This window comes from Lipingzhangella halophila, from assembly GCF_014203805.1.
Lineage (GTDB): Bacteria > Actinomycetota > Actinomycetes > Streptosporangiales > Streptosporangiaceae > Lipingzhangella > Lipingzhangella halophila.
The window spans coordinates 727,514-749,410 of record NZ_JACHJT010000002.1; the positions used below are offsets into that span (position 1 = coordinate 727,514).

Annotated in this window: 15 protein-coding genes; 12 read left to right on the forward strand and 3 right to left on the reverse strand. The window is 68.3% G+C overall.

Going from position 1 to position 21,897, the window contains the following annotated elements; genetic code table 11:
- Positions 1–7 precede the first annotated feature (7 nt).
- Positions 8–2,548: a transglycosylase domain-containing protein gene (locus tag F4561_RS30420; protein WP_184585139.1), complete on the reverse strand. Its 2,541-nt coding sequence runs from the start codon at positions 2,546–2,548 to the stop codon at positions 8–10.
- 943 nt (positions 2,549–3,491) lie between these two features.
- On the opposite strand from F4561_RS30420, the gene F4561_RS30425 reads away from it, so the two are divergent.
- The 4 genes from F4561_RS30425 to F4561_RS30440 all read left to right on the forward strand — a co-directional run bounded on the left by F4561_RS30425 (position 3,492) and on the right by F4561_RS30440 (position 7,596).
- Positions 3,492–4,571: an inositol-3-phosphate synthase gene (locus tag F4561_RS30425; RefSeq protein WP_184585140.1), complete on the forward strand. Its 1,080-nt coding sequence runs from the start codon at positions 3,492–3,494 to the stop codon at positions 4,569–4,571.
- Positions 4,572–4,772: 201 nt separating this feature from the next.
- Positions 4,773–5,390 (forward strand): hypothetical protein, encoded by a 618-nt coding sequence (locus F4561_RS30430; RefSeq protein WP_184585141.1) that lies wholly within the window; start codon positions 4,773–4,775, stop codon positions 5,388–5,390.
- A gap of 167 nt (positions 5,391–5,557) precedes the next feature.
- Positions 5,558–6,256: a hypothetical protein gene (locus tag F4561_RS30435; protein ID WP_184585142.1), complete on the forward strand. Its 699-nt coding sequence runs from the start codon at positions 5,558–5,560 to the stop codon at positions 6,254–6,256.
- A 44-nt stretch (positions 6,257–6,300) separates the two neighbouring features.
- Entirely contained in the window at positions 6,301–7,596 is a 1,296-nt protein-coding gene (locus tag F4561_RS30440) for an MFS transporter (RefSeq protein WP_184585143.1), read from the forward strand.
- Positions 7,597–7,664: 68 nt separating this feature from the next.
- On the opposite strand, the gene F4561_RS30445 is transcribed toward F4561_RS30440, so the two are convergent.
- Complete coding sequence (locus F4561_RS30445; protein WP_376773831.1) at positions 7,665–9,056, reverse strand: CCA tRNA nucleotidyltransferase; 1,392 nt, start codon at positions 9,054–9,056, stop codon at positions 7,665–7,667.
- A 593-nt stretch (positions 9,057–9,649) separates the two neighbouring features.
- On the opposite strand from F4561_RS30445, the gene F4561_RS30450 reads away from it, so the two are divergent.
- The 8 genes from F4561_RS30450 to trxA all read left to right on the forward strand — a co-directional run bounded on the left by F4561_RS30450 (position 9,650) and on the right by trxA (position 20,699).
- Positions 9,650–12,136, forward strand: a complete 2,487-nt coding sequence (locus tag F4561_RS30450) for a DUF6049 family protein (RefSeq protein WP_184585144.1) — start codon at positions 9,650–9,652, stop codon at positions 12,134–12,136.
- Between the two features lie 44 nt (positions 12,137–12,180).
- Positions 12,181–13,926, forward strand: coding sequence for a murein biosynthesis integral membrane protein MurJ (gene murJ, locus F4561_RS30455; RefSeq protein WP_312885727.1), 1,746 nt, complete (start codon positions 12,181–12,183; stop codon positions 13,924–13,926).
- 206 nt (positions 13,927–14,132) lie between these two features.
- On the forward strand, positions 14,133–15,917 hold the full coding sequence (gene murJ, locus F4561_RS30460; RefSeq protein WP_184585375.1) for a murein biosynthesis integral membrane protein MurJ: 1,785 nt from the start codon (positions 14,133–14,135) through the stop codon (positions 15,915–15,917).
- A gap of 222 nt (positions 15,918–16,139) precedes the next feature.
- On the forward strand, positions 16,140–17,648 hold the full coding sequence (locus tag F4561_RS30465) for a protein kinase family protein (RefSeq protein ID WP_184585145.1): 1,509 nt from the start codon (positions 16,140–16,142) through the stop codon (positions 17,646–17,648).
- Positions 17,649–17,656: 8 nt separating this feature from the next.
- Positions 17,657–18,277, forward strand: coding sequence for an RNA polymerase sigma factor SigM (sigM, locus tag F4561_RS30470; RefSeq protein WP_184585146.1), 621 nt, complete (start codon positions 17,657–17,659; stop codon positions 18,275–18,277).
- Positions 18,274–19,146: an anti-sigma factor family protein gene (locus tag F4561_RS30475; protein ID WP_184585147.1), complete on the forward strand. Its 873-nt coding sequence runs from the start codon at positions 18,274–18,276 to the stop codon at positions 19,144–19,146. The genes sigM and F4561_RS30475 overlap by 4 nt, the downstream gene beginning before the upstream one ends.
- A 199-nt stretch (positions 19,147–19,345) precedes the next feature.
- Complete coding sequence (gene trxB, locus F4561_RS30480; RefSeq protein WP_184585148.1) at positions 19,346–20,278, forward strand: thioredoxin-disulfide reductase; 933 nt, start codon at positions 19,346–19,348, stop codon at positions 20,276–20,278.
- A 94-nt stretch (positions 20,279–20,372) separates the two neighbouring features.
- Positions 20,373–20,699, forward strand: a complete 327-nt coding sequence (gene trxA, locus F4561_RS30485) for a thioredoxin (protein ID WP_184585149.1) — start codon at positions 20,373–20,375, stop codon at positions 20,697–20,699.
- 250 nt (positions 20,700–20,949) lie between these two features.
- On the opposite strand, the gene F4561_RS30490 is transcribed toward trxA, so the two are convergent.
- Positions 20,950–21,882, reverse strand: a complete 933-nt coding sequence (locus F4561_RS30490) for a ParB/RepB/Spo0J family partition protein (protein ID WP_184585150.1) — start codon at positions 21,880–21,882, stop codon at positions 20,950–20,952.
- Positions 21,883–21,897 lie beyond the last annotated feature (15 nt).

Below are 21,897 nucleotides of genomic sequence, written 5' to 3' on the forward strand. Positions count from 1 at the left end.
GGGACCATCACCAGCCAATTCCAGAATCATCATCGTCATCATTGGGAGGCCCCCCGGGACCGGGGCTTTCTTCGCCATCATCACCGTCGTCGCCCTCCTCATCGCAGTGGGGGAGGTCCTGCATGGGGGGCTCGCAGTCGTCCCGGGGCGGAATGGTCGGGGTCTCGGTCGGAGTCGACGGCGTCGACGGCTCCTCGGTGGGCTCCTCGGTCTCCTCTGGCTCTTCGGAGGGCTCGGGCTCCGGCACGTAGCTCTCTTCGTCGCCGACCCACGCCGGCCCCGGGAACTCCTCGACCTCCTTGCCCTCCATGGCGTTGTCCATGAACGCCTTCCAGATCCGGGCCGAGGTGGTACCGCCGTACACGTCGTTGACACCGGGGATGACCAGCTGCTCGCCGTCGGAGCGGCTCAGGCTGACGGACGTGGAGAGTTGCGGGGTGAACCCGACGAACCAGGCCGACTTGGCCTCGTTGGAGGTACCGGTCTTGCCCGCGACCGGCCGGCCGTCGTCCAGCGCGGCGGCGTCGCCACCACCGTTCTCGACCACCTGGGTCATGGCGTGGGTGGCGTCGGCCGCGATCTCGGGGCTGAACGCCTTCGTGCCCTGCTCCAGCTGGTCGGCGTCGTTCGGCTCGATCTCCTCGCCCTCGGAGCCGACCACCTCGGTGACCATGTGCTGCGGCATGTGCGTGCCGTTGTTGGCGAACGTGGAGAACCCGGCCGCCTGGTCCAGGGCGGTGAGCTGGTAGGTGCCCAGCGCGATGTTCGGCCCCATCGCAGCGGTCTCGAACTGCTCCTCCTCGATCCCGCTGGCCTTGGCGGTCTCGACCACCGCCTCAGGCGTGGTCTGGACCGCGAGCTCCACATAGGCGGTGTTGATGGAGTCGGCAGTGGACTGGATGAGGTCGACCTCGCCGTACGACTGGTTGCTGTCGTTCTGGATCTCCTCCTCGACACCGGGGAACTCCTGCGGCGAGTCGCCGTCGAAGGTGCTCTTCAGGCCGATTCCCTGCTCCAGACCGGTCGCGAGTACGTAGGGCTTGAACGCGGACCCCGCCTGGGCGCGGTGGGTGAGGGAGTTGTTCGCCTCGGTGGTGAAGTCCCTACCGCCGTGGAACGCCTGGATCTCGCCCGTCTTCGGATCGACCGCGGCGAGCCCCATGAGGGTCTCCTCGGGCATATCGGGCAACGTCTCACTGAAGGCGTCCTCCGCGGCCTTCATCAACTCCTCGTCCAGCGAGGTCTGCACACGATAGCCACTGGTGGCGACCTCCTCGGGAGCGATCCCGTACCGCTCCTGGAGCTCCTCCTCGACCGCGGTCTTGATGTAGCCCTTACTGCCGGAGAGATTGTCGCCCGCCTCGTAGTCAATGGTCTCCGGAAACTCCAGCTTATCGGCCTCAGCCTGGGAGATCCCGCGATCCGGGTTGTCCTCGTGCATCTCGACCATGCCGTTGACCGAATACTCCCAACGCTCCTGGAGGATCTCCGCCATCTCGGAGTCGGCCTCCACATTCTGGAAGTTGCTGGGCTGCTGGATGATCGCCCCGATGAAAGCGCCCTCGGCCTCGTTGAGCTCACCGACGTCCTTACCGAAGTACGCCTGCGCCGCCGCCTGGATCCCATAGGCATCACGACCGAAGTAGATCGTGTTCAGGTACTGCGCGAGGATCTGCTCCGGAGGCAGGCTACGCCCCACCTTGATCGAGATCAGGATCTCTTTGATCTTGCGGACATAGCTTCGCTCCTGCGACAACCCGCCGTAGTAGTTGCGGGCCATCTGCTGGGTGATCGTGGAACCACCGCCGGCCTGCCCGCCGGTCAGCACCGCCCGCATGGTCCCACTGACCGAGATACCGGGCTCCTCGTAGAAGTTGCGCTGCTCGGAACCCAGAACACCGTTGATGACGGGTTCGGGAATGTCACCCGCCTCCACAGGAACCCGGTTGAGCTCACCCGTGGTCACCGCTTCAGAGCCGTCCGCGTACTGGATACTCGTCGAGGCCAACTGCGCGTCGGCCTGCTCATGGAGCTCCGCGGGGTCGGGGGTCTGGGCGTAGAGCACACCGAAGACCGCGACACCGGCGACGAACATCAGCCCGAGGGTGATCAGGGCGGGCTTCCACGCCTTGGCGAAGAAGCGCTTGAACGGGCCGCGGTCGTCGTGGTCGTCGCGCCCCGGCGGGCGGCGCCGGCCGCTACCGCTACCGCGGCCGCCACTCGCGGCCCGGCGCCCGCCTTCGGCACGCGCCCCGTGGCTGGCGGACCGGCGTCCGCGGTCCCCGCCGCCGCCCGCGGCCCGGCGGCGACCGCCCTCGGCGGCCGCACCGGACTCTGCGGCGGACCGGCTGCGCGGCGGCTGGTTGGCGCGGGCGTCCCGGGGGTCGTGACCGGTCCGGCCGGCACGGCTCTGGCGCTCCGGAGCGTCGTTCCAGAACCCGCCGTCGTCTTCTCTCGGCCTGCGTTGCCCACCAGCGCGGTCGGAGTCCCTGGCGGGCTCACCCGCCCGACGCCGACCGCCGGCGCTCCGTCGTCTCTCGGTACTCACGCGTCCTCGTTTGCTGTAATACGGCCCTAGTGGCCTAACGACTGGGATGGGGGCGCGGAACTGCCCCCTTTGGGGAACGATTTCGGCAACCTGTTAACAGGGCCACGGGAATCGGGCCCACTCGCCAAGTCCGCCAATGTGACGCCTCACCGGGTCGTGAGGTTGGCTACCGGCGTGCCGAAGACGTTGGTCCGCTTCTTCCTCCTGTCGATGACCTACCGTGACGAAAACTCGCAGAGCACGACACCCTGACGGACCCGGCCCATGACCACGGACCACGTGTGGAGACCACCATCGGGGGAACCGCCTGTAGTAGGCGGCTGTGTCGCCACTCCGGCCTCTTGGCCGCTGACGGGCCTCTACGGGCCGTCCACTGCGACGCCGTACTGGCCCAGGCCTTGAGGCACAAGTGATAGCGGGGGCACTCACTCGGCAAACAACCGTCACGGTAAGGCGACGGCGCCATATAGCACAACCCAGTCACGGGCGGACCGGACCATGCGCGTTGAGCGATCACATTCGGCTACCACTTGCATGTGGCAGACCAGCGTACGACGTTGAACCACCGCAGTGCGCGCGGGTTCCGCAGAGCTTCGATTCGAATTGGATTTCCCCAGGTCAAAGGCATAATAATCACAACGGGTGTATTGGCGGTCGCCGGAACCGAATGTTACGCGGCCAACCTCGGCTTCCCGGGCCAGCGGGAGTCCGGGCCGCCAAGACAAGCGTGAGAGAAGACTTCCATTACAAAGCGATATCCTGCTAACCGGATAAAACACGTGAACGTTCACTTACTTCGCATCCGGGCATCGGGCGGGAACAGAATCGGCGCCTGATCGGCTGATGCCACGTGTACGGCGATCTCCGATCGACGTACCGCGGGCCGCGGCACCAGGCCACGGCGCCGCGGATCCGAGCCAGAGACAAGAAGGAGCAAGGTTCAATGGGGTCGGTACGTGTAGCCGTCGTGGGTGTCGGCAACTGTGCGGCATCGCTCGTCCAGGGCGTTCACTACTACAGGGACGCCGCCCCTGAGACCCGTGTTCCCGGCCTCATGCACGTGCAGTTCGGCCCGTATCACGTGCGTGACGTGGAGTTCGTCGCGGCGTTCGACGTCGACGCGAAGAAGGTCGGGCAGGATCTCGCCGACGCGATCCTCGCGAGCGAGAACAACACGATGAAGATCTGCGATGTGGAGCCCAGCGGGGTCACTGTGCGGCGCGGGCCCACCTACGACGGCTTGGGCACCTACTACCGCGAGATCATCGAGGAGTCCACCGAGGACGCTGTCGACGTCGTGGCCACGCTGAAGGCCGCCAAGGCCGACGTCCTCGTCTCCTACCTGCCCGTGGGCTCCGAGGAGGCCGGCGAGTTCTACGCGCGGTGCGCCCTCGACGCGGGGGTCGCCTTCGTCAACGCCCTGCCGGTGTTCATCGCGTCCGACCCCGAATGGGCCGCCAAGTTCACCGAGGCGGGGGTCCCCATCGTCGGCGACGACATCAAGTCGCAGCTCGGCGCGACCATCACGCACCGGGTGCTGTCCAAGCTGTTCGACGACCGCGGGGTCATCCTCGACCGCACCTACCAGTTGAACTTCGGCGGCAACATGGACTTCATGAACATGCTGGAGCGCGAGCGGCTGCGGTCGAAGAAGGTCTCCAAGACGCAGTCGGTCACCTCCCAGATCCCGAACGAGCTCGCCGCGGGCTCCGTGCACATCGGGCCCTCGGACCACGTCCCGTGGCTGGACGACCGCAAGTGGGCCTACATCCGGCTGGAGGGCCGCGCCTTCGGTGACGCACCGGTGAACCTGGAGTACAAGCTGGAGGTGTGGGACTCCCCCAACTCCGCCGGGATCATCATCGACGCCATCCGGGCCGCGAAGATCGCCAAGGACCGCGGAGTCGGCGGCCCCATCCTCTCGGCGTCGTCCTACTTCATGAAGTCGCCGCCCGAGCAGTACAGCGACTCCGACGCCCACGACCTCGTCGAACGCTTCATCGCGGGCGAGATCGAACGCTGAGGCCGCTGACCGGCACGTCCGCGAGCCAGCGAGGCGCCTGGCCGGTGTGTCGACACGCCGGCCAGGGCCGTAGCTCCCCGCGCGGTTGGGGCCCTCCGCGACCGCCGTGGCCACAAAGTCCCGCGAGGAGGGGAACCTCCCACGGCCAGCGGCCGTCGCTATTGTGAGCGTCGGCCAACTGTGCCCGGATGAGGAGCGACCATGTCCCACCCCCCTCCACCCGGTCCTCCTGGACCGGGTCCCCACGTTCCCGGAGGGCCGAGCTACCCCTCTCCGGGGCCACCGCCCGGCGCCGGGCAGCAGCCACCCGGCCCTCCCACGCACGGCCCGGCCAAGAAGGGGAACGGCGGATGCCTCATCGCCGCCATCGCCGGCGGCGCGCTCGCCCTCGTGCTCATCGCGGCGGGAGCCGGCGTCCTGTGGTACATCGTCGGCGGCGAGCCGCAAGGGTCGGAGATCGTCAATGGCGACTGGGAGGGCGAGCTGACACTCGTTGACTACCCCGATACCACCGTGGGCAGCGTTGAGATGACCATGGACGCCACGGACCCCGACCTCCACCTGATCGAGGCGCAGGTACACGACACGGCCGGGAGCGGTCGCGCCTGCCCCATGAACCCGACGAACGTCTTGGTGAGCGACGCCGTCCTGAGCTTCGATTTCCGCAATGCGGGGTGCTCCCTCGAGGGCATGGCAACGATCACCATTGACGACACCACGCCTAACAATCTGCAGGTCCAGCTGGAGAACATGCACACCGACGCGTCCGGGGCCAGCGTCTGGAACTCAGCCAAAGGAGAGCTCGACCGCGTCGGCTGACCGCTTCTCCCAGCCAGCGGCTCCGGTATGTACCGCGGTACCACGACGGTGGCTCCACTGGCGATGCCGCCGCGTCCACGCCATGCTCATGTCTGTGGGACCGCACACGACCGGTGGATGCCCGAGCCCCCGCTGGCGGGCGCCGGCCAGACAAGAGGAGCGACAAGATGAGCCACCCCCCAGGCCCTTATCCGGAACCGCAGTACGGGCCTCCCCCAGGACAGCCACAAGGAACTCCGCAGGGACCACCGCCGGGGTACGGCCCGCCTCCGCCGCATACGGGTTTCGGCTACGGCCCGCCGCCCCCGAAAAAGGGTGGTTCCGGCCTCATCGTGCTCCTCGTGGCCGGCGCCGCGTTCGTCATATTGGCCTTGGGGGGCGCCGTTGGCTACCTGTGGCTCTGGTCAGGCGGAGACAGCGGCAACGACAACGAGAGCCGGAGCAGCGGCACTGACAGCAGCAACGACAGCCAGAACAGCGGCACCGGCAGCGAGGACGACGACAGCGACGCGGAGAGTGACGCGGAGTTCGAGGGCGACTGGTCGGGCTCCATGACGCAGTACGACCCCGACGGCAGCTACGCCACCGACTGGGAGTTCCAGATATCCCTGCTGTCCGACTCGGATACCGGCACCGCGGAGATCACCTTGGATGACGGAAGCTGCACCCTGGACTACACGATCGACCAGGAGTACGCGGACGAGCTGCACATCAGCTACGAGGTGACCGGGGGCAGGGGGAGCTGCGTGGAGACGGGTGAGATCACCCTGTCCAAGAGCGACTCCGAATCCACCCTCGACGCCGAGATCGCGGTGGAGTGGCCGGACGGCACGAGCCTCTCCGAGGGCTCACTCATCCGCGACTGACCCTCCGCGTCGTTTCACGTGGAACATCGCCATACGCTTGCCGCGTGTCCTTCTTCGGCGACCTCAGCGTCGTGCTTCGGGGTGCGCGCTTCCGGCGGCTGTTCGGCACCCGACTCGTCTCCCAGTTCGGCGACGGGGTCTACCAGGCGGGACTGGCCGGCTACATCTTCTTCAGCCCGGAGCAGCACTCCACAGCGGGTGCCGTGGCACTGGCGTTCGCCATCCTGCTGCTGCCCTTCTCCGTCGTCGGCCCCTTCGCGGGTGTGCTCATCGACCGATGGTCGCGCCGCCAGGTACTGCTGGTCTCCTCTCTGGTCAAGGCGGTCCTGGCGGCGATCACCGCGGGGCTCGTCGCCGCGGGCTCCAACGGGGTGTACTTCTACGCGGCGGCGCTGTGCGTGCTGAGCGTGAACCGGTTCTTCCTCGCGGCTCTTGGCGCCGCACTTCCGCACGTGGTCCCGCGCGCGCGGCTGATGATGGCGAACGCCGTAACCCCCACCTCCGGGACGTTCGCGACCTTCGCGGGTGCCGGAGTAGGGGCCGGGCTGCGCGTGCTCGCGGGCGACAACCCCGCCGCCACGCCCGTCATCCTGCTCGTGGCCGGAGCGGGGTTCGCCGGAACGGCCCTGGCGTCGCTCGCGTTGCGGCGCCGCGAGCTCGGTCCCGACCTGGAACACGAGTCGCCTGAGGTCAACGCTGCCGTCCGCACCATTGTGACCGGTCTGGTCGATGGCGTGCGGCACGTCTGGGGACGGCATCCCGCCCGTTATGCCCTCGGAACCATCGGCGGCGTGCGCTTCGCCTTCGGTATCTCCACGCTCATAACACTGCTGCTGTACAACAACACCTTCACCGAGGGCGGGGTAGCGGGTTTCGCCGGATTCTCGGTCGCGCTGGCCGCCTCAGGCGCCGGTTTCCTCGTCGGAGCGATCGCCACGCCCTGGGCCACCCAGCGCTTGTCCGCCGACTCCTGGATCGCCACGCTGCTCGCTTCCGGCGGTGCGGCCCTGCTCGTGTTCGGCCTGCCGTTCTCCCCAGCGCTGTTCCCCGCCGCAGCGTTCGCCGTGGGCGTCATGTCGCAAGGGGTCAAGGTAACTGTCGACACGCTGGTTCAGCGACACGTCGACGACGCGTTCCGCGGCCGCGTCTTCACCGTCTACGACATGCTGTTCAACGGCCTTTTCGTAGCAGCGGCGGGACTCTCCGCGGCCCTGGTACCCCCTTCGGGGGTGAGCACGAGCGTCGTCGCGGCGATGGCCGCCGGTCTTGCCCTGATGGGCGCGGGCTGGGCGGCGCGCTCCCGGGCTCTGGCGCGGGCCGGGCGACGGGAGCCGCAGTGAGCTGGCTGCGCACCGGGCCATGGGGAGCGCCCGCCACGGGCCACCACGGAACGCGCGACGGCGGGCGGTCAGTCGCCGTGCTCCTCGGCCCACCGGCGGAGCTCGGCGGCCGCGGCCTCCTTGTCCATGGGGCCGTTCTCCAGCCGCAGCTCCAGTAGGTAGCGCCACGCCTTGCCGACCATGGGGCCGGGATCGATACCGAGGACCTGCTGGATCTCGTTGCCGTCGAGATCGGGGCGGATCCTGTTGAGCTCCTCCTCCTCGGCGAGCCGCCGGATCCGGTGTTCGATGTCGTCGTACGCGCGCGCGAGGGCCGCCGCCTTGCGGCGGTTGCGCGTGGTGCAGTCGGCCCGCGTAAGAATGTGCAGGCGCTCCAGGAGATGGCCGGCGTCCCGCGCGTAGCGGCGCACAGCGGAGTCGGTCCACTCGCCCTTGCCGTAGCCGTGGAAACGCAGGTGCAGCGCGACCAGTGTGCTGACGTCAGCGATGACGTCCTTGGAGAACCGCAGCTTGCCGAGCCGGCTCCGGGTCATGGAGGCCCCCACGACCTCGTGGTGGTGGAACGTGACGCGGCCACCGGACTCGAACGAGCGGGTCTTCGGCTTGCCGATGTCGTGCAGCAACGCGGCCAGGCGCAACACCAGATCGGGCTGGTGTCCGCGCTTGTCCTCCAGGTCGATCGCCTGGTCGAGCACGGTCAGCGAGTGCTCGTAGACGTCCTTGTGCCGGTGGTGCTCGTCGATCTCCAGACGCATCCGGGGGACCTCGGGCAGCACGTGATCGGCGAGCCCCAACTCCACCATCCGCTCGACCCCGGTGCGGGGGTCGGGGCTGAGCATGAGCTTGCTGAGCTCGTCGCGGACCCGTTCGGCGGAGACGATCTCCAGGCGCCCCGACATGTCGGTGATCGCGGCGCCGACCTCGGCGGCCAGCGTGAAACCGAGCTGCGCCGCGAAGCGCACCGCCCGCATCATCCGCAAGGGGTCGTCGCTGAACGAGTCCTCGGGCCGGCCCGGGGTACGCAGCCGCCGCGCGTCCAGGTCCGCCAGGCCGCCGAACGGGTCGGCGAACTCGCGGCTGGGCAGGTGCACCGCCATGGCGTTGACCGTGAAGTCGCGCCGGACCAGGTCCTCCTCAAGGGAGGTCCCGTAGTTCACCTCCGGCTTGCGGGACTTCGGCTGGTACGACTCGCTGCGGTAGGTGGTGATCTCCAGCTGCAGGCCGTTCTTGCGCAGCCCGACCGTGCCGAACTCGATGCCGACCGTCCACACGGCATCGGCCCATCCCTCGATCAGCTCGATGATGCGCTGCGGGACGGCATCCGTGGTGAGGTCGAGGTCGTGCACTTCGCGACCGAGCAGGGCGTCGCGTACGGGTCCGCCCACGATCGCCAGTTCGTGGCCACCGGCAGCGAAGCGCTCCCCCAGCTCTTCGGCGATCGTGTCGATCGAGTCGACCATGCCGCTGATCGCGACCTGCTGCTGGTTCGTCAGCCCCATGGCGGCAGTCGTCACCGCTCCGCTGTTCGGACCGGAGCGGGGGGACTCACCTGGAAGCGCAGTATTCGGCACACCCCTGAGGTTAGGTGTCGTCGCGATGTGGTGCGAATCGGGTGGCGTACTGTACCTCCGGGACCGTGGTCGGCACGCCGCCTCGCCGGTATGTCGACAAGGTGCCGGATCGGCATACCGCACCCCGGCCCCAACCCCGAAATGTTCGGCTCACCGCGCCGGGTACCCCCGTACGGGTCAGCTTCTCGGGCACCGCTCGGCGCGGATCGCTTAGGAACCCCCTAAGAGGGGGTATCGTCGGATCCGGCCAGCGCGCCCGGGTCCCGCGGGTTTGTCCGCGGTGCCCTGTGCCAACCGGCCGGCAGAGGTATGGCTGGCCGGAACGCGCCGGCCCGCGTAACGGCGCTCGTACGCGGCGGCTCCCTTGTGCTTTCCTTGTGGTGCCGCCACCTTCGGACGCCCGGTGGCCTGCCCGGGGGGATGATGAACTCGAAAAGCAGTACCAGCGTCGACCCTCAACCCGACTCGGAAAACCTTCTGGCGTGCGTCGACTTGCTCACCTGACCGCGGTCGTGGCTGCGGCCGCCGCTCTGGCTCCGGCACTGCCCGCGTCCTCTGCTGCGGCTCTCGCAGCGGAGCGCGCAGCGCTGCCCAACGAGAGCAGCCGATCCGACGAGGACCCGCCCGTGATCGTCGACGAGATCACCCCGCGGGCCGTCGAAGAGGACAGCACGGTCACCATCACCGGGCAGGTCAACAACACCACCGATGAGACGGTCGAGGAGGTCACCGCCCGGCTGCGGTACTCCCCGAGCCCGTTGGGCGACCGCTCGGAGCTCGACGCGCACGCCGAGGGCGACACCGCCCAACCGCCGAAGGTCGGCCCGACCGTCGACCTCGACGAGCCCCTGGACCCCGGGGCGACCGCCAAGTTCGAGCTGGAGACCGACGCGGAGGACCTCGACCTGGAGCGTTTCGGCGTGTACCCCATCGCGGTCGACGCCGTCACCGGCTCCGGCGACGACCTCGGCATCCAGTACACGTTCCTGCCGTACCAGGGCGAGGGTTCCGGCTCCGATCCCGTTGACATCGCGTGGCTGTGGCCCCTGATGGACCAGCCGCAGCGCGCCGACGACGACACCTACCTGGGAGAGGGCCTCACGAACGACCTGGCGCCCGAAGGACGCCTGAACGAGCTGCTGGCCGTGGGCGCCCAGGACGGCGAGGTCGCGCTGGATCCGCCCGACCCGACCGCCACCACTCCGGAGGACGCCGCCGTTGCCGAGGAGGAGGCGGGGGACACCCAGCAGAGTGGCGAGGGCGGGAACGACGACAGCGACGCCGCCGGCAACGCGGGGGACCGCGTCCCCATTACCTGGACGGTCGACCCGGGCCTGCTCAGCGACATCAACCGCCTCACGGCCGAGCCGTACCACGTCCTGGAGGACCCGCTGGCGGTCTCGGCCGAGTCGCAGCCGACCGCCAAGACCTACGATCCCAGCCCGGAAGCCGCCTCCTGGATCGCGCAGGCGCGCGAGATCATCGGCGACGACTCGCTGATCTCCACCCCCTTCGCCTCCGCCGACATCGCCGCACTGCTGCGCAACGGCCTGGAGAACGACGCCGAGGCCGCGATGTCACTCGGGGACGAGACCGTCGAGAGGGTCCTGGAACGCCGGGCCGACTCCGCCTACGCGGTCCCGGCGAACGGGACCATGAACCAGAACACGCGCGACTTCTTCGCCGAGCACGGAGCGGAACGCTTCATCCTGCGCGACGCCGCGATGCCGGGCCAGGACTGGCTCGGCTACACCCCAACCGCGCAGGCCAACTTCGCTACGGAGGACGACGGCAGCGAAGGCGGCTCCGCGTTGGTCGCCGACAGCCAGTTGACCAGTGTTCTCGGCACCCCCAGCCAGGGACCGGGCGAGACGGCCCTCGCCCAGCAGCGGTTCGCGGCCGAAACAGCGCTGATCTCCGCGGAGCAGACCGACACCGACCGCACGATCCTGGCCGCGCCTCCGCGGGACTGGGACCCCGGCGCCGAGTTCGCCCAGGACGTGCTCCGCTCCTCGGAGGACCTGCCGTGGCTGAACCCGGTCGCGCTCGACGACGTCGACGAGGCCGGCTCCGAGAGCGAGGACGAACGCCGCGGCCTGACCTACCCCGAGGACGAGTCCGACAAGGAGCTCAACGACTCCTACCTGGGCAAGGTCAAGGAGGTTCGCCGCGAGGCACGGCTGTTCAACACCGTCCTGGAGGAGGGGCGCGACCCGTTCCGCCCGGCGATCCTGCGCATGGAGTCCGCCTCCTGGCGCGACGAGAAGGCGCTGGGCAACCAGGCCCGTTCGCTACTGGACCAGGCGGTAACCGACAGCCGGGGCAAGATCCGGATCATCGAGCCCGAGCCGGTCACGCTGGCCAGCAAGAGCGGCACCATCGGCGTCCTGGTCGCCAACGACCTGGAGGACGAGACGGTCACGGTGCACCTGTCGATGTTCTCCACGAACTCCGAACGGTTGGGCATCGGCGAATACCAGGACACGATGGAGATCGGGCCCGGCGGCAAGACGACCGTGTACGTCCCCCTCAACGCCCGGGTCAACGGGCGCACCGTGCTGCACCTGAACCTGCACAACGCCGACGGCGAGCCGGTCTCCACCGAGGAGGCCCAGATCCCGGTGAACGCGACAGGTATGGGCACCCAGGCGCTGCTGATCAGCGCGGGCGGCGCGCTCGTACTGGTCGTCGCGCTCGCTCCGCGGGCGATGCGCAAGTGGGTGCGCAGCCGCAGTCGAGCGGCACCGGCCACGAGTACCGAGGCCGGGCCGGATCCGGCCCCGGAGAACCAGGCCGAGGCACCGCAAACCATGCCGCACAATGACAAAAGTCCATCCGGCGAGAGGGCACACGACACCGACGCCGAATCCAGCGAGCTCTCCGCCGACGCCGATGCCACCGCCGGCGCCGACGGCACGGAGTCCGGCGCGACCGGCGAGGTCGGCGAGGACGAGAACCGGGACCAGTAACGGGTCCCGGACCCTGATCGCGATCGAGAGGGAGCCGAATACCTGTGGCGACCGAGACCACGAACGGCACTGACGAGACCTCCCGCTCCGCTGGCGCGGCCGGCTCCGGAGACACCGACGACCCCGGCGACCAAGAGACCAGCGTGGACTCCGGTGACGGGTCGGGGGCGTCCGGCGGGATGATGCGCTCCAGCATGGTCATGGCCGCCGGCACGATGGTGTCGCGGGTGACCGGCTTCATCAAGGTGGTCGTGCTCGCGGCGGCGCTCGGCACGCACCTCCTCGGCGACGCCTACAACACCGCCCAGACCATCCCGTTCATCATCAACGACCTGCTCATCGGCGGGCTGATGGTGAGCGTGATCATCCCGTTCCTGGTCAAGCGCCGCAAGCGGGACTCCGACGGTGGCGTGAAGACCGAGAACCGGCTGTTCACCGCCGCGGTCGTGCTGCTCCTGGGGATCACCCTGGTGGCGATCCTGTCCTCGCAGTTGCTGATCAACCTCTACGCCAGCAGGTTCACCGAGGTCCAGTCCGAGGTCTCGGTCTACCTGGCACGCTTCCTGCTCGCCCAGATCTTCTTCATCGGGCTGAGCGGCCTGATCAGCGCCATGCTGAACACCCGCGACAAGTTCGGTGCGCCGGTGTGGGCCCCAGTGCTGAACAACCTGGTGATCATCACGGTCGGCGGGCTGTTCCTGGCGGTGGCCGGGCCGGGGCACACTCCCGAGACGGTGTCCCAGGGCGACCTCACGCTGCTCGGTCTCGGGACGTCGATGGGGATGGTGCTGCAGGCCGCCGTTCTCATGGTGTCGCTGTGGCGTACCGGATTCCGCTGGCGCCCCCGCCTGGACCTGCGCGGCTCCGGGCTGGGTGAGGCGCTGCGTACCGCCGGCTGGATGCTCGTCTACACGATGATGACCCAGCTCGGCCTGCTGATCACCACGAACCTGGCCAACGCCGCCAACGTCGCGAGCCTTGAGGCGGGCAACAACGTGGGCGCGGGGATCACCGCCTACAACTACGCCTACCAGCTCTTCCAGTTGCCGTACGCGATCATCGCGGTCTCGCTGATCACCGTTCTGCTGCCGCAGATGAGCGGGCACGCGGCCGACGAGCGCTGGGACGAGGTACGCGCCGGGTTCTCCCGCACCCTGCGCGTCTCGGCGCTGATCCTGGTCCCGGTGGCCCTGGCCATGGCTCTCTACGCCACGCAGGTCTCCGTTCTGGTGTTCGCGCGCGGCAGCACATCGGCCGCCGACGCGCAGAACGTTGGGACGGTCCTCGCGGTGATGTCGCTCGGCCTGCTGCCGTTCACGATCTTCCAACTGATGCTGCGGGTGTTCTTCGCCATGGGCGACACTCGCACACCCGCACTGATCAGCATGGCCAATGTCGGAGTGCACGGGCTGCTCGCGCTCACCGCGTACCTCGTTCTGCCCCCGAACCAGGCCGTCGTGGGCGTCGCCGGCGGGTTCATGCTCTCGTTCGTATCGGGGCTGACCATCGCCGGTGTGATCCTCAGCCGACGCCTCGGCGGGCTTGACGGGCGCCGCGTGATTGCAACATTGTTGCGGCTGCACCTGGCCGCGGCTCCGAGCGTCGCAGCCGGTCTGGGGGTTCTCTGGCTCTTCGAGACGTGGTACGGCGAAGGCCTGGTCACCAACATTGGCGCTCCCGCTGCCGGCTGTGTGGTCGGCGCACTGCTGTTCCTCCTCTTCGCCCGGCTGCTGCGGATCCAGGAGCTGCACGCCGCGTTGGACCTGGTGCGTTCCCGACTTCGACGGTGACCAGCCGTCACGCCACCCTGGGTCGGCCGGTACGGCCGACCCCGCGTGGTTTGCCAGTGTTCGTGTCTGTGTTAGTTCTCTCCCGGTAGCCGTCGTCTTGCCCCTGCCCCTGTGAGCACGGCGCCGCCCTGATAGAGGAAGAGCCGTCAACGGTGCCGAAGAACGACAACCCCGACAGCCAGGAGCGGCCCGAGCATCGGTTCGTCATGCCCGATGACATGCTCGACGAGGTCGAACGGACCGACCCGCCGACCGAGCCGGAGACCGGCCTCACCACCGATCACGACCCCCAGGACTTCGGGGATCTCGGAACGGCCGACCGCGCTGGTGAGGAGGGTGACGAGATCGGCGGCGCCGCGCACGCCGCCCCGGCGAACCTCATGCGGTCCAGCGTGATCATGGCGATCGGGACCGTGTTCTCCCGGCTCTCCGGATTCGGCCGGACGGTGGTGCTCGCCGCCGCACTGGGCACCCAACTGCTGGGCGACGCCTACCAGACGGCGAACATGGTGCCCTACGCCGTCTACAACCTGCTCATCGGCGGCCTTCTCGCCAGTGTCTTCGTTCCTTTCCTGGTCAAGCGCAGGAAGAAGGACACCGACGGCGGCGACGCCACGGAGCAGCGCCTGTTCACCACCATGGTGCTGGCGCTACTCCTGATCACGGTTGTGGCGATCCTGGTGGCGGAGTGGCTCATCCGGCTCTACGCCGGCGAGTTCACCGGGGAGCAGCACGAGGCGTCGGTGTACCTGGCGCGGTTCCTACTCGCGCAGATCTTCTTCGTCGGGGCGAGCGGCATCGCCAGCGCCATGCTGAACAGCCGCAACCACTTCGCCGCTCCGATGTGGGCGCCGATCCTGAACAACCTGATCATCATTGCGGTCGGGCTGCTCTTCCTGATGATCGTCGGCCCGGGCAGCGCTCCGGGCGAGGTGAGCGACGCCAACCTCGCACTCCTCGGCGCCGGCACCGCGCTCGGCCAGGTCCTGCAGTGCCTGGTGCTGCTCTGGGCGCTGGCCAAGGCGGGGTTCCGCTGGCGCCCGCGCCTGGACCTGCGCGGCTCCGGACTTGGCGAGGCCGCGCGCACCGCCTCCTGGATGATGGTCTACATCGGCGTCGTGCAGGCCGGACTGCTGGTCACCACGAACGTCGCCACGCGGGCCGGGGTACGCGCGGCCGAGGCCGGCGAGTCCGTGGCGGGCGCCGGCATCACCGCCTACCAGTACGCCTCGTTGCTGTACCAGCTTCCCTACGCGATCATCGCGGTCTCGGTCATCACCGCACTGCTGCCCCGGATGAGCGAGCACGTCGCCGAGGGGCGCAAGGACCAGGTGCGCGCGGACTTCTCCCGCGGGTTCCGGCTGTCGTCGGTACTGCTCGCGCCGATCTCGGTCGCGATGGTGGTCTTCGCCACGCAGTTCTGCGTGCTGATCTACGCGCGCGGCAGCACGTCGGTCGAGGACGCCGAGGGCATCGGGCGGATCCTGATGGCGTTCTCGATCATGCTCATCCCGTTCACACTGTTCCAGTTGCAGCAGCGGGTCTTCTACGCGCTCGGTGACACCCGGACGCCGTCGCTCATCGCGATACCGGCCGAGATCACGCACGCGGTACTCGCGTTCGGCCTGCTCTACACCGTGCCGCCACACCTCGTCGTCGTGCTGCTGCCCATCGCCTACGGCATGTACTACGTGGTCGGGTCGGTGCTCGCCTGGCGGCTACTGCGCCGGCGGCTGAACGGGCTGGACGGCAAGCGGGTGCTGTCGACCCTGGTGAAGCTGCACATTGCCACCGTGCCCAGCGTAATCTTCGGCGTGGCGATGGTCCTCACCTTCGACCTGCTGCCGGGAACCGTCTTCCCGGCGTTGCTGTCGATACTCGTGGGTGGGCTCATCGGCGGCGTGCTCTTCATACTTGTGGCCAAGCGAATCGGAGTGACTGAAGTCACAACATTCATGGACATGATCCGGAACCGACTGCTACGTCGCTGATCACCGGCAAGACATGATGGTGCGTAACCACCGAAAGGGTCCATATGTGTGCCGAGCCAGGTGTGAGTGTCCACCGGAAACGGCGTTCGTGCGTCCTAACATGGAACGGCTGTCCACTGCCGCAACCCCCGTGTTTGTCTGAGCTGCCCGAAGGGAGGTCAGGGACAGGACGCTTCGCCCCGGTTCCATCGATGGCTGGTCGTCGTGTCCGTCACTCCCGGCATGAGCACCTTCATGATTGAGCCAGGAGCGTATCTCGCCGGCCGCTACCGGCTGGAACAGCCGGTGAGCGACGCCGGAGGCGCCACGTTCTGGAAGGCGGCCGACGAGACGCTGGCCCGTCCCGTCGCGGTCTGGACGTTCGCCGAAGGTTTCCCCCGCGCGACCGAGGTCGTGCACGCCTCGCGAGCCACCAGCCGCGTATCCGACTCCCGCGTCACGCAGGTCTTCGACGCTGACGACTCCGGCCCCACGCCCTATGTGGTCGAGGAGTGGGTCGTCGGGCAGTCGCTGGCGGAGCTGCTCGCGGACGGCCCTCTCCAGCCGGAGCGCGCCGCGGGACTGGTCGCCGAGGCGGCCGAGGCCGTGGCCGCGGCCAACGACACTGGACTGTTCCACCTCTATCTCACCCCCACCAAACTCATGTGGAGCCTCGGGGGTGCGGTCAAGGTCACCGGAATCGGGGTCGACGCCGCGCTCCACGGTGTCTCGGCACCCGACCCGGCCGCCGCCGATGCCCAGGGCCTGGGCAAACTGCTGTACGCGGCGCTCACGGCTCACTGGCCCGACAGCGAGCAGAACGGACTCCCCGCCGCGCCCACCGAGTCCGGACGCCCGTGCCGGCCCAGCATGATCCGGTCCGGCATTCACCCGAAGCTCGACGCGATCACCTGCGCCGCGGTGTTCCGCGATGGCGGCACGCCACCGCTGGTCAGTGCGCGCAGTGTCGCCGAAGCGCTGGCGGACGTCCCGCGTCAGGTTCCGCTCCCGTCGGCTCCGGCGCGCTCGGCCGCACCGCGCTCCGGCACATCCCGTCGCAGCGGAGCACAGAGTGTGGTCACCCCCGCCCAGGCGGATCCCCCGCGGGGCGGCCGCGCCGCGCAGAAGGAGGCCGCCCGCTCTGCCCGCGTCCGCAAAACGCTCATCGGCGCCGCCGCTGTGCTCGTTTTTGTGGCCGTGGTGGCCGGCGCCTGGACCATCGGAAGCAGCATCGGCGGTTCGGACGAGCCCGACGACTCGGACGGCGACAACCAGCAGCAAGAGGCCACGACCGGTGGCGATGATGAAGATTTGGTGACGTTAGAGCCGCAGAACGTCAACGGCTTCGACCCGCAGGGCGACGGCGATGAGCACGGCGAGCGGGCCAACGAGGCCTTCGACGGCGATCCCGCCACCTCCTGGAACACCCAGACCTACGACAGTGCCGAGTTCGGCAACCTCAAGGACGGTGTCGGACTCCTGGTTGACCTGGGCGAACCCGGTGAGCTCCACGAGGTGGACCTCGACCTGGGCAGCGGAGGGGCCACCGACGTCGAGATCAAGGTGGGAGACGAAGCCGACCTGTCCTCGCTGTCCACATCGGGGGAGGCGGCCCAGGCCAGCGGAGAGGTTAACGTTAAACTGTCTGATCCGGCCGAAGGGCGGTATGTGGTGGTCTGGTTCACCACGTTGCCCAACGACGGTGAGCACCGTGGAACGATTAACGAGGTCGAGCTGCGCGGGAAAATGTGAACACGCTAATGGACGCAGTTCAGGAGCTCCCCGACAAGGAGCTGTTGTCCAGACACGCTCAAGGTGACGACCAAGCGTTCAACGAGCTTGTGCGGCGGCACCGCGAGCGCATGTGGGCTGTCGCCATCCGCGTTCTCGGCGACCCGGAGGAAGCCTCCGACGCTCTGCAGGACGCCTTCCTTTCGGCGTTCCGCGGCGCACACCGGTTCCGCGGCGATGCCCAGGTGAGCACCTGGCTGCACCGGATCGTTATCAACGCCTGCCACGACCGGATGCGGCGCAAGCTGGTACGCCCCGCCGTGCCCACTGACGACGCCACCCTCGACGTACTGTCCAACGAACGGGTCAGGGGCACCTCTCCGGACCCCTCTGCCCGCAGCGACTCCTCCATGGACGTGCATACGGCCCTGGCGGAACTGCCCGCAGAGCAGCGGTTCGCGCTCATCCTCGTCGACATGCTGGGCTACCGGGTCGACGAAGCAGCCGAGATCCTGGAAATCGCCGCCGGCACGGTCAAGAGCCGGTGCGCCCGCGGCCGCGCCAGGCTTCTTCCATCTCTCGCGCATCTGAGGAACCCTGAAGATCCCCGGGACGTCACATCCCCGAGAGGAGGTGACCGGAGATCGTGACGTCTCACGTGGACGCGGAGACCCTCGCCCTGTCGGCTGAAGGCCTGCTCGACGAGGCAGAGGAATCCTCCGTTCAGGGACATCTGGCCGGATGCGAGCAGTGCAACGAGCAGCTCACGGCCCTGGCTGACGTGTCACGGCTGTTGGGAGCGGCGCCAGTTCCCGAGCTCCCCGCCGATGCCGCGACACGTATCGAGGAGGCCGTTCGGGCTGAGGCCGAAAAGCGCGACACTGCGCCCGGCACGGACACCGAGCCCTCCCCGCCCCCCGGGGGCGACGGCGTGGTCCCCTTCAAGAGGCGCCCCGGTCGCTGGCTGCCCTACCTGGTGGGCGCCGCCGCGGCGGTCTTCGTCATCGGCGGCGCGGGCGCGGTCCTGCACTCGACGCTCACCTCCGAAGACGGCGCGAGCCGGGCCAATCCCGAGGTCTCCGGGCAGGGACCGCCCGACGCCGCACTCTCCTACCAGCCCGTCGTGCTTGAGAGCGGGACCGAGTACACCGAGGGTGATCTCGACCAGCAGGGGACGGAGGTCCTCGACACGGTGCCGAGCGACGCCCGTCCCGGCGGGCCTGAGGACGACGCAGAGGGGACGGGCGACTCCTCCGAGGGGTCTACCACCCCGGAGATGCCCGACGATGTCTCCACGTGCGCTCACGAGCTCGGGGAGGTCAACGACGAGGCCCTGCCGGCCCTGGTCGACATCGCCACGTTCCGACCAACCGACGGTGGAGCCGCCGAGGACGCCTGGGTGCTGTACTACGGCTCCGACCCGGCCGGCGAGTACGAGGTTATGATCGTCTCGCCGAGCTGCGCCGCCGGCGATCCCGGCGACTCCGTTCTCGCCCGGACCACGGTCCCCGCCCCGTAGGTCGGGCTCGTGCGTCATCTTGGCCGTCCAGTTCGGCGCATGCCCCGGTTCGTGAACCGCGCGATAGCGGCCGGGGCGGCCTATCCCGGCATCGGAAGGCGCTGGGAATGCGGGACGCCTACCATCTGTTTGTAGTGAACGACCTGCCAGCGGGTCACCCACCGCGGTGGCCGTCCGAGCGACCGAAGGGCCGACGAGCGTGAGCGACGTCCGTAACGTGATCATCATCGGGTCGGGACCCGCGGGCTACACCGCGGCTATCTACGCGGCGCGCGCCGAGCTGCGGCCGCTCGTGTTCGAAGGCTCCATCACCGCTGGTGGCGCGCTGATGAACACCACCGACGTGGAGAACTACCCAGGCTTCGCCGACGGCATCATGGGGCCCGACCTCATGGACGGCCTGCGCAAGCAGTCCGAGCGGTTCGGCGCCGAGCTCGTCCCCGACGACGTCTCCGAGGTTGACCTCACGGTCGACCCGAAGATCGTCAAGGTGGGGAACGACACCTACCAGGCGCGAACCGTCATCATCGCCACCGGGTCGGGGTACCGCACGCTCGGGGTTCCCGGCGAGGAGGAGTTCTCCGGCCGAGGAACGTCGTGGTGCGCCACCTGCGACGGCTTCTTCTTCCGGGACAAGGACATCGCTGTGGTCGGCGGCGGTGACACCGCGATGGAGGAGGCCACCTTCCTCACGCGCTTCGCGCGTTCGGTGACGGTGATCCACCGTCGCGACGAGCTGCGGGCCAGCAAGATCATGCAGGAACGCGCGTTCAACAACGAAAAGATCCGGTTCATCTGGGACACCGAGGTGACCGAGGTCCTGGGCGACAGCAAGGTCAGCGGGGTACAACTCCGGAACACGCAGACCGGCGAGGAGAGCAAGCTGGACATCAGCGGCCTCTTCATCGCGATCGGTCACGACCCGCGGGTCGAGCTGTTCGAGGGCCAGCTCGACCTCGATGACGAGGGCTACCTCGTGGTCGATGCACCGACGACGAAGACCAAGATTCCGGGCGTGTTCGCCTGCGGCGACGTCGTCGACCACATCTACCGGCAGGCCGTCACGGCCGCCGGAACCGGCTGCTCTGCCTCCCTGGATGCCGAGCGGTACCTCGCCGAACTCGGGGATTGACCGCCCACACCCTTCGATTTCTCGGTTCCACACGAACTCGCACAGAGCGCTCGTTCGAGACCATTGCCGAGTCTGATTCACGAGGAGCATGCACATGGCCAACCTCAAGCACGTCACCGACAGCAGCTTCGAGACCGATGTCTTGAAGAACGACAAGCCGGTGCTGGTCGACTTCTGGGCCGAATGGTGCGGCCCGTGCCGCCAGGTCGCCCCGATCCTTGAGGAGATCGCGAACGAGTACGGCGACAAGATCGAGATCGTTAAGCTGAACATCGATGAGCAGCCGAACGTGCCACGCGACTACGGCGTCATGCAGATCCCGACCATGAACGTCTACAAGAACGGCGATGTGGTCAAGCAGATCATGGGCGCCAAGCCGAAGCGGAAGATGCTGGAGGAGCTGAGCGACTTCATCTCCTAGGCGGTTTCACGTGAAACCATGCCGAACACAGCGGGGGTCCCCGAGAACGTTCTCGGGGACCCCCGCTGTGTCGGGTCTCCCATCGCACCGCATGGCGTCATGTCGAACGGCGGCCATGTCGCCGTGGACGACCGCGATCGATGATGGGGGCATGGCGCGGCGCCCAACGGAGGCGGCGACAACGGCGGATAGGCCGGCCCCCGGGTACCCGGTGGTTGGGCGCCCGACCCGGCGAGCCCAAAAGCACTACCTAGTTCTCGCGCCCGGCAGGGTCCATGGCGTCGATGATGCGCTCCAGGTCCTCCCGCGTGGCGAACTCCACCACGATCTTGCCCTTCTTCCGCCCGATGTCGACTTTGACCCGGGTGTCGAAGACGTCGGAGAGCCGGCTCGCCATCTCCTCGACCTCCGGGGGAGTCTGCCGCTGGGTCGAGGACTTCTGACGCTGGGCTGGCTGCTTCTCCTCGGCCTCGCCCAGCGTGATCATCTCCTCAAGCGCCCGGACTGACAACCCTTCCTCGACGATGCGGCGGGCCAGCCGGTCCTGGGTCTCGGTGTCCTCCACAGAGAGCAGCGCCCGAGCGTGCCCCGCGCTCAGCACCCCCGCGGCGACCCGCCGCTGCACCCCGGGCGAAAGGTTCAGCAGGCGCAGCGTGTTGGTGATGTGTGGGCGAGAGCGGCCGATCCGCTTGGCGAGTTCGTCGTGCGTCGCGCCGAAGTCGTCCAGCAACTGCTGGTAGGCGGCTGCCTCCTCAAGCGGGTTCAGCTGCTCCCGGTGCAGGTTCTCCAGCAAGGCGTCGCGGAGGAGTGCGTCGTCTCCGGTGTCACGGACAATAGCGGGGATGTACTCCAGCCCCGCCTCCGTGCTGGCCCGCCAGCGGCGCTCACCCATGATCAGCTCGTAGCGACCGTCGCCGAGCTTGCGGACGACCACCGGCTGCAGCAGGCCAACCTCGGCGATCGAGGCCGTCAGTTCGGCAAGCTGCTCCTCGTCGAAGTTCTGGCGGGGCTGACGCGGGTTGGGTGTGATCGCACCAAGCTCGATCTCCTCGAGATAGGCGCCATCGAGCGCCGGCGGAGCCGTACCCTCCAGCGCTGATGCGGCGTCCGCATCGTCGGCCATCGGACCCTGCGGGATGAGGGCCCCAAGGCCCTTCCCCAGACCGCGTCGTTGCTGGCTCACCGGCGTCTCCCTTCG

Coding starts and splice junctions, on each gene's coding strand:
- F4561_RS30465 (WP_184585145.1), top strand. CDS start 16,140: ATGAGCACCTTCATGATTGAGCCAGGAGCGTATCTCGCCGGCCGCTAC.
- F4561_RS30435 (WP_184585142.1), top strand. CDS start 5,558: ATGAGCCACCCCCCAGGCCCTTATCCGGAACCGCAGTACGGGCCTCCC.
- sigM (WP_184585146.1), top strand. CDS start 17,657: ATGGACGCAGTTCAGGAGCTCCCCGACAAGGAGCTGTTGTCCAGACAC.
- F4561_RS30445 (WP_376773831.1), bottom strand. CDS start 9,056: ATGGTCGACTCGATCGACACGATCGCCGAAGAGCTGGGGGAGCGCTTC.
- F4561_RS30425 (WP_184585140.1), top strand. CDS start 3,492: ATGGGGTCGGTACGTGTAGCCGTCGTGGGTGTCGGCAACTGTGCGGCA.
- F4561_RS30430 (WP_184585141.1), top strand. CDS start 4,773: ATGTCCCACCCCCCTCCACCCGGTCCTCCTGGACCGGGTCCCCACGTT.
- murJ (WP_184585375.1), top strand. CDS start 14,133: ATGCCCGATGACATGCTCGACGAGGTCGAACGGACCGACCCGCCGACC.
- trxA (WP_184585149.1), top strand. CDS start 20,373: ATGGCCAACCTCAAGCACGTCACCGACAGCAGCTTCGAGACCGATGTC.